Source organism: uncultured Campylobacter sp., assembly GCF_938045535.1.
GTDB lineage: Bacteria > Campylobacterota > Campylobacteria > Campylobacterales > Campylobacteraceae > Campylobacter_B.
On record NZ_CALIMQ010000244.1, the window covers coordinates 20,935 to 28,156 of the forward strand.

A 7,222-nucleotide genomic window follows, 5' to 3' on the forward strand; every position below is an offset into this window, starting at 1 on the left:
GAAATTTCAAGACGCGCGGCGCGAAATTTGAAATTTCGCAAAATGCCGTGAATTTCAAAAAAATTCACAAAATTTTGCGGAGCCGCGAAATTTTAAAAGCTCCGCAAATTTAGCTTACGCTACCACCGAATGCCCGCTTCCAGCCAAAACTGCCTGCCCGCCTCATAGACCAGATCGAGCGAGGTGTCGCTGCTAAGTCTTGCTTTATTGCGCTTATTTAGGACGTTGTAAATGTCTAAATTCGTAAAAAATTCCACCTCGCCCGCCATCTTTTTAGCGTATCCGATGCGCGCATCCCAGCTGTAGCTTTTGCCGAGATTTACCTTTTCGTATTTATCGTATCTAGCAGGATACTTGCCCGCAGGCGTCCTGCCCGTGCGGGCGATCGCTTCTTGCGAGCCTTTAAACGAGAGGAAGTTATTCACGCTGATACCGTAGCTTGGAATTTTCGTGATGATGTTTAGGCTCGCAGTCCAAGGCCTAGCATAGTCCTGCGCTGGAAGCTCCGATAGCCTCATCAGCCTGCCATCGTATTCGACGATCTTTTCATCTTCGAGCGTTTCTCTATCAAGCGATATGTCATAAAGGGTGTTGTTCGTTTTCATCTTGATGTGCTCAAAGTCCAGCTCAAAGCCATTTAGCGTACCGAAGGCCTCATAATCATCGATCGTTTTAACGCCGAAGGTTAAAATTTTATTTTCGCTTCTGCCGTCATTAGTAAAGGTTTGATAGTTGTTTTGGTAGTTCGGATTCGGCGCTAGACCTAGATCTCTTCGCGTAGATTTGATGATCTGATCCCTGCCCTTGCGGCTTACATATTTGCCGAAAAACTCGAAATTCCCGAGCTTTTGCTTTGCCCCGAATACCAGCTCATCCTCATAAGGCACCTTTAGCTCGTTAAATTTAGTTAGAGACGGGTCTTTTGGCAGTTGCGTCCAGTTTTGCGTATAGGCATTGCGTGGACGCGTGTAGGTAGTGGCAAGACCCTCTCGCCCTTCCCTTAATTTATAGGTAAAGAGATTGCGTCCGTAGTAGCGGTTTGCGCCGAAGCTAAGAATCGAACCGCCGTCGCCAAAAATATCGTAGTAGCTGTTAAATCTCGGCGCCGCAGTCGTTTGCTTCATATAATCGTCCCTATTTAATCTTACGCCCGGTCGCAAGGTAAGATCGCCTATTTTTATCTCATCTTCCAGATAAACCGCCAAGCTTTTCATATCCACCTTGGTATTGCCCTTGTAATAACTTTTTCGCGTAAAAAACTGGCCGCTTCTACCACGCCTCGCAAAAGAATCGTCTATCGAGCAGAGCTCGTCATTCGGATCGCAAGCATTTACACCCGCAGGTAGCGGTGCTATTCCGCCAGCGGTCATAAACTCTTTTCTTACATTAAATTTAGCCTCTTGCTTTTTAAACTCAAAGCCTGTGATAAATCTATGCTTACTGCCGCCGAGATCAAATTCATTAAACTCCAGATCCGCGTTGTATGAAAGGCTCTTTTGAGTCTGATCAAGATCCCCAAAGCCGCCCTCTATCGCCGAAGCGGATAAAATTTTACTACCCCAATTCTTTACGTTTGAGTATTGCCAAGCCCTATAATATTCATTCTCGGCATCACGCGAACTCTCCAGCTTGCTGTAGGATAAAATTTGATTAAATCTAGCAAAATCGCCATCGTAGTCGGCTTTAAGCGCTAAATTTAAACCGCCCGATTTCATATCTGCGTATGAATCCTTGACGTGGTCGTTAAACATCTTGTTTCGCTCGGGCGCGTAGGTTACGCTAGGCGTGATAGTTAAGCGGTCGCTTGCATACCAAAGCGCTTTTAGGAAATAGTTGTCTATATTTCGCCTCTGAACTCGCTCGGTGATGGTCGTATCTGCGTTGTATCTTCTGTCGTAGGCCTTGAGCGGAATTTTACTTCTAGTATTTGTGTAGCCGAACATCAAACCCAGATCTTCGGTAACGGTGCCCTCTAAATTTAACCTAGTGATCCACTTATCGAATCTCGGCTGATTTAGCGGAGTAGCGGAGTTTTCAAAGCTCTGTTCATCGCCGTAGATATGGTACCTAGTCCAGCTATCCTCGGTGTGCTGCATTGAAAACTTGCCGTGAAAGCCCGCGCGCGGATCTCGCGTCTTAGCCTCCACTACGCCGCCGGTAAATCCGCCGTATTTGGCGGAGATGCCGCTATCGTGCACCTCGACGCTCCGTAAAAAATCGCTATCGATCGCCATACCTTGCGAGACGGAGTTCATCGTATCAAACGCCGAAAAGCGCGTAGGATTGCCGCCCGGATTTCTAGCGGGATCAAGATCGTTATTCATATTCGCGCCGTCAAGCATAAAGTTGTTTTGCCAATACTTCGCGCCGTTGATACTGATATTTGCGGGGCTGATCTCGCCCAGCGTCGTGCTCTGGCGGTTCGTGGAGCTGAATTGCACGTTTGGATTGGTGCGCAAAAGCTGCACGAAGTCGCCGTTGCCGCTAGGCATCGACTCGATCATCGTTCTGCTTATCTTTTGCGTACCGCCGTAGCTATCGCCGACGCTCGTAAGGCTCGAGTCGATGTTGCCGACGACGACTATTTCGGGAAATTTATAACTATTTATCGCCGCAGCGGAGCTCTGCGCGCCTGGGTTTTCTTTGGTAGAAACGCTCCTGGTTGCGTTATTTTCAGACGAATCCTGCGCAATGCTTAGACTGCAAAGGCACGCCGCGACTATCAAGGAGCGTGCAAGCCCCCCCCCGCAGCGATTTTGAGTGGATTTCTCGCCTTTTACGGAAGCGGAATAATTGCGGCCTGCGCCGCTTTTACATGGCTTACAGGCCCAAAAACCGACAATCATCTTTTCTCCTTTTTTGAAAATAAAAATTAAGACTGAGGAAATTTAGCCAATAATATTTTAAATTTCAATAAAAGTGATAACAATTATACGACTTATGCAATCAATAGAAAAAATGTAACAAAATAGCGATATATCGGCGAGATAAATCTATTTCAAAATAAAATTTACCTAAAATCTATGCACGGTACAGATGGGCTTAATTGAGTTTTATTCTTGGGTATATTTTTAAAGCACATAAATTTGCGGCGCCGAAATTTGCCGTGCAAGCGCCGTTAAATTTAAACGCACCTAGCAAATTTAACGAGCAAAATTTAGATGCGCCTAGCCTGTTAAAATTTCGGCGCATTTATCCTCACCGTCTCATCGGTGTCAAAAATATATGTCTGCGCGGCCTCCGCGATATCCTTTGGCGTGATGGAATTTATGATCTTTTCAAACGCCTTAAAATCGGCGATCTCCTCATTCCAAAGCGCGTATTTTACGAGCGCGTCGTTCCAAAACTCCGGGCTTTCGCGAGCGGTACGCGCCGTGATAATCTGGGATTTTTTAAAATTTTCAAGATGCCGCGCTACGTCCGATCCGCCGCCTGCGATTTCTGCAAAAATTTCTCTAATTGCGGATAAAATTTGATCCGTATTTTGCGGCGCGCAGGAAAACGAAATATGAAGGCTCGAGTGCCCGTACGGGATGCGGCTTAGGCTCGAAGCGACCGAAAAGCCGTAAGTACGCCCCTCGTCCTCTCTGATGCGCTCTCTAAGTGCTTCCTGAAGCACCGAAGCTAGGGCTGAAATTTTAATTGCATTTTCAAGCGAGTATGGAGCGGATCTGTTTATCGCGGTAAGCGCGACGTCGCTTCTAGGGGAGTTTTGATAGTTGCGCATAAAAACGTGCCGTCCGCTTAAGCTGCGGATACCGTCGTCTTTAAAATCCTCGCGTTCGCCGCGAGCGGGTAGGTTCGCCAGATATTTTTTTATGAGGGCTTCGGCGTCTTTTAACTCAAAATCGCCGCTAAGTACGAAAGTGTAGGATGCGGCGTTGCTAAATTTATCATAGATGATCTTTTTCAACTCCTCCGCGTTAAGAGCTTTGATCTGCGCGGCGCTTAGCGGGCGCATTCGCGCATTGCCGCCGTAAAAAAACTCGCTAAATTCCCTGCTAAATTTATATCCGGGCAATTTCTCGTTTCGCGCAAGCTCATCGAGCGATTTGATCTTTAAATTTTGCAGCGCTTTCTCGTCCGTGCGCGGAGAGCTAAGCTCTAAGTTTATCGCTTCCAGCAGCCATTTTAGATCCTGCGAGCCGCAGCTTCCGTAAAATCCGTGCGAGAATGCGGAGATGTTTTTGCGGTAATTCACCTGCCGCCCGCTTAAAATTTGCGAAATTTCATAATTGTTAAAATCGCCTGCGCCGCTTTCGTTTGAAAGCATCGCGGCAAAACTGCCAAGTCCCGGATGCGCTAGATTGGACATTCCGCCCCTGCTTACCGCGGCAAACGAGATGAAATCCTTGCGCGTCTTAAGCGGCTTTAAGATCACGGTCGCGTTATTTTCAAGCAGATAGGTATAAAATTTAAATCGCGGCTCAAAACTCTTGCTTAAAATTTTGCCCTCAGGCAGGTTTTTAGAAACCAAGCTACCCGGCAGCTTTTTATGCGCGGCATGCGTATTTATCGCTCTAGCGTCATCCTGCAGCTTCTTAAATTTAGCCTCATCCAGATTATATCCGGAGCCGCTAAAAGCGCTTGCATGCACCTCGCCTAGGTCCGTAAGGCGCTTAAATTCTAAATTTAGCTCCTCCAGGCTGATCTCGCGCAGCAGCTTTACCTCCAAATCCCGCTGTTTTGCGGCGCTAGGCAGGACGGCTCCTGATTTTACGGCATGAAGAATCTCCCTTGCAAAAAACGCGGAATTTGCGCTTTTTTTGCGCTCAAAGGCGCTGTGCCGCGAGCCGATCAAAGCATCCTTCGCAAGGGCGAAATCGCGCGCATCAAAGCCGCTATCTCGCAAGCCTTTGATTAGCCCGAGCGCCTGCGAGATCGCGCCGTCAAAATCTCGGCCCAAAACGGCAACGTCGAAGCTATAGATCGTTTTTTGAAACTGCAAATTCGATCTGGAAAAATTAACTCGCAGCAGCGCGCCTTCGCTAGCCTTCGCTCGCTCATAAATCGTAGAGATGAGGCTTGAGATAAGCTCGCTTTTTAAAATTTTTCTCGTATTCGCATCGCTGCTTGGGGGCGCAAATTCCTCCCAAAACGAAATTTTGACGGAATTTAGCGACGTTTCGTTCGTATCGTAATTGTAAATTTTCAAACCCTGCCTAGGCGGAATGCCCATATCCGGACGGGTGTAGGAGTTTGTATTTTTAAGAGGCGAAAAATTTTGCTCTAGCAGTTTTAAAATTTTATCCCTTTTAAAATCGCCCACGGCTATAAATTTCATAGACCTGGGCTGGTAAATTTTTTGATAAAGCTCCTTGATTCGCTGCGCGCTTACGGATTTTACGACCGCCATATCGCCGATCGGCGCACGATTAAAATACGCGCTGCCGCCGTAAAGCTCCTCATCCATCCGCTCGTAAAGCCTCGCGATCGGCGTATCGCGACTGCGCGCCTCCTCGATTATGACGCCTCTTTCTTTTACGAGCTCGAGCGGATTAAACTCCACTCCGTCCGCAATCGAAGCAAAAATTTTAAAAACGTCCTTTAAATTTTCTTCGCTAACCGCGATGTTAAGCGTGTAAATCGTGCTGTCATAGCCCGTCTGCGCATTTACGTCAGCGCCGAATTTCACGCCTAGGCTCTGCAGCTTTTTGATAAGCTCGTTTTTGCTAAAATCGCGACTTCCGTTAAAGGACATATGCTCGATGAAGTGCACAAGCCCGCGCTCATTAGAGCTCTCATCGATCGAGCCCGCATCCACGATCAGATAGAAAACGGCGGAATTTTTAGGCACGGAATTTTCTAAAATATAGTATTTAAACCCGTTTGGCAGCGCCCCCCGCAGGACGGCTCCGTCCCACTCAAGAGCAAAAGCTCCCGCACAAAGCAGTAAAAATAGTAAAATTTTTCGCATTTAAAGCCCTTTATTTATTTCTAGTAAAATTCCGCCTCGCAGACCTTTCGGCAGACTTTTCTCTTTCGGCTTATCAAACTGCCTGTCTGCGCCATTCTGCGCTATTTTTTAGATTTATTCGCTTTGACCCGTCAGCCTGCGATATTTCTTAAATTTGCCAACTTTTAAGCCGCATGCTCGCGCGCCGATCTTCGGTCCGCTTCGCGAGTTTACCGGCTCTGGCTCCATACTGAGCAGCTTCTCTCATTTTGTGCATCGCCCGAATTGGCAAATGCATCGATCTTGGTCTGCGAGGCGGCGCGACAGCATGGCGGCATGGGCGCAAATTTTAAAATTTACTTGCACCCGGGCTAAATTTAAAAAGCGCGAATCGGTAAATTTTAAAATTTTACGCCAAGCGCGGCGGGCTGCTAAGCTTTGAAATTCTATAGCTAAATTTCGCAATTATCTTTCACATTCGCTTTTATGACCAGACGGACAAACATTTAAATTTGACATCGCCCTACTCTCGCTACGCGCTATTTTAGCACGTATCGATCAAACAAACCGCTGACGCACGATCTTGGCATCTTTGCCGTATGCTATTCTGTTTCCCATCTATAAAGGCACCGTCGCAAACTGCCGTTTGCTACAAGATAAAATTCTAGCCTAAAGAGCATTAAATGAAAATTAGTATAAATAAAATGTGAATTTTTTGAAGTAAAAGGGAATTTCGGGTTAGATAAAATGGCCGGGAGATAGGGATTCGAACCCCAGGAGGCTTTCACCTCAACGGTTTTCAAGACCGCCGCTTTCGACCGCTCAGCCATCTCCCGATTAAGGGCGGGTAGACCCCGCCGAAAGTTTGCGCAGATCAAGATCTACACGCGCAATTTATTCGGTTTTTTCTCCGACCCACTCGGCGCCGTTGTGAACCTTTTCTTTGGTCCATTGAGCCGCGTTGTGCGAGTCCTCTTTTACGCCGTGCCAAGTATTAGAGCACCCGCTAAAAACCATCAATGCCAAAAGAGCCGCTAGTATGTATCTCATAATAACTCCTTTTTAGGATCTGGAGGCGACACCCGGATTCGAACCGGGGATCAAAGCTTTGCAGGCTCATGCCTTACCACTTGGCTATGTCGCCGCGCCGGCTTATTAGGTGGTGCCCGGAGCCGGACTTGAACCGGCACGGAAAAAATTCCGAGGGATTTTAAGTCCCTTGCGTCTACCGATTCCGCCATCCGGGCACGTTTAATACAAAACAGAATGTAAAATGGAGCGGGAAACGAGAGTCGAACTCGCGACATCAACCATGGCAAGGTTGCG

3 protein-coding genes and 3 tRNA genes are annotated in these 7,222 nt (G+C 47.3%); all 6 read right to left on the bottom strand.

The genetic code is table 11. The features are described from left to right. Positions 1 to 119 precede the first annotated feature (119 nt). Positions 120 to 2,846: a TonB-dependent receptor plug domain-containing protein gene (locus Q0095_RS07555; RefSeq protein ID WP_297882817.1), complete on the bottom strand. Its 2,727-nt coding sequence runs from the start codon at positions 2,844 to 2,846 to the stop codon at positions 120 to 122. Between the two features lie 329 nt (positions 2,847 to 3,175). After that, on the bottom strand, positions 3,176 to 5,917 hold the full coding sequence (locus tag Q0095_RS07560; RefSeq protein ID WP_297882818.1) for a M16 family metallopeptidase: 2,742 nt from the start codon (positions 5,915 to 5,917) through the stop codon (positions 3,176 to 3,178). A 727-nt stretch (positions 5,918 to 6,644) separates the two neighbouring features. Next, a tRNA-Ser gene (locus Q0095_RS07565) sits at positions 6,645 to 6,732 on the bottom strand. A 58-nt stretch (positions 6,733 to 6,790) separates the two neighbouring features. Continuing rightward, a complete protein-coding gene (locus tag Q0095_RS07570; RefSeq protein ID WP_177387338.1) occupies positions 6,791 to 6,946 on the bottom strand; it encodes a hypothetical protein in 156 nt (51 codons plus the stop codon). Positions 6,947 to 6,966: 20 nt separating this feature from the next. After that, a tRNA-Cys gene (locus Q0095_RS07575) sits at positions 6,967 to 7,040 on the bottom strand. Between the two features lie 16 nt (positions 7,041 to 7,056). Then, positions 7,057 to 7,143, bottom strand: a tRNA-Leu gene (locus Q0095_RS07580). Positions 7,144 to 7,222: the final 79 nt, after the last annotated feature.

What these genes read in the sequence shown, in the direction of transcription:
- Q0095_RS07555 (WP_297882817.1), bottom strand. Translation starts at nt 2,846, where the DNA reads ATGATTGTCGGTTTTTGGGCCTGTAAGCCATGTAAAAGCGGCGCAGGC.
- Q0095_RS07560 (WP_297882818.1), bottom strand. Translation starts at nt 5,917, where the DNA reads ATGCGAAAAATTTTACTATTTTTACTGCTTTGTGCGGGAGCTTTTGCT.
- Q0095_RS07570 (WP_177387338.1), bottom strand. Translation starts at nt 6,946, where the DNA reads ATGAGATACATACTAGCGGCTCTTTTGGCATTGATGGTTTTTAGCGGG.